At 61.2% G+C, this 320-nt stretch carries 1 pseudogene; it reads right to left on the reverse strand.

The window, feature by feature from the left end:
* Nucleotides 1-320, reverse strand: a pseudogene (locus J1C52_RS15055) (MarR family transcriptional regulator); the annotation flags it as partial.

A 320-nucleotide genomic window follows, 5' to 3' on the forward strand; every position in this document is an offset into this window, starting at 1 on the left:
TTGTTTCTTTCTCTAGATAGTGATGTGTCGCCTGTGCCTGACGCAACATCCTGATCTTCGTCCTCAGTATCGAAGGCCGTGAAGCGGAAGAGCCAGGGGGCGAATTTGCCGTTGGGCTTCTCGCGTCTCAGCTCCAGCTCGGACGCCTCGAGTTCAGCCAGCAGCCCGGTCAGGTACTGGCGCGAGATGCCCATCTTCGACGCCAGGTCGGCCAGGGTGAAGGCGGCCGTCCCGCGCGGCAGCCCGTTGTAACCCTCTTTCCACGCAATGGCGTCGAGGATGACGGTCGCCAGCTTGTGGGCGGAAACGGATAGCTCTGT

This window comes from Roseibaca sp. Y0-43, assembly GCF_020667835.1.
In the GTDB taxonomy this organism is placed as follows: domain Bacteria; phylum Pseudomonadota; class Alphaproteobacteria; order Rhodobacterales; family Rhodobacteraceae; genus Roseinatronobacter.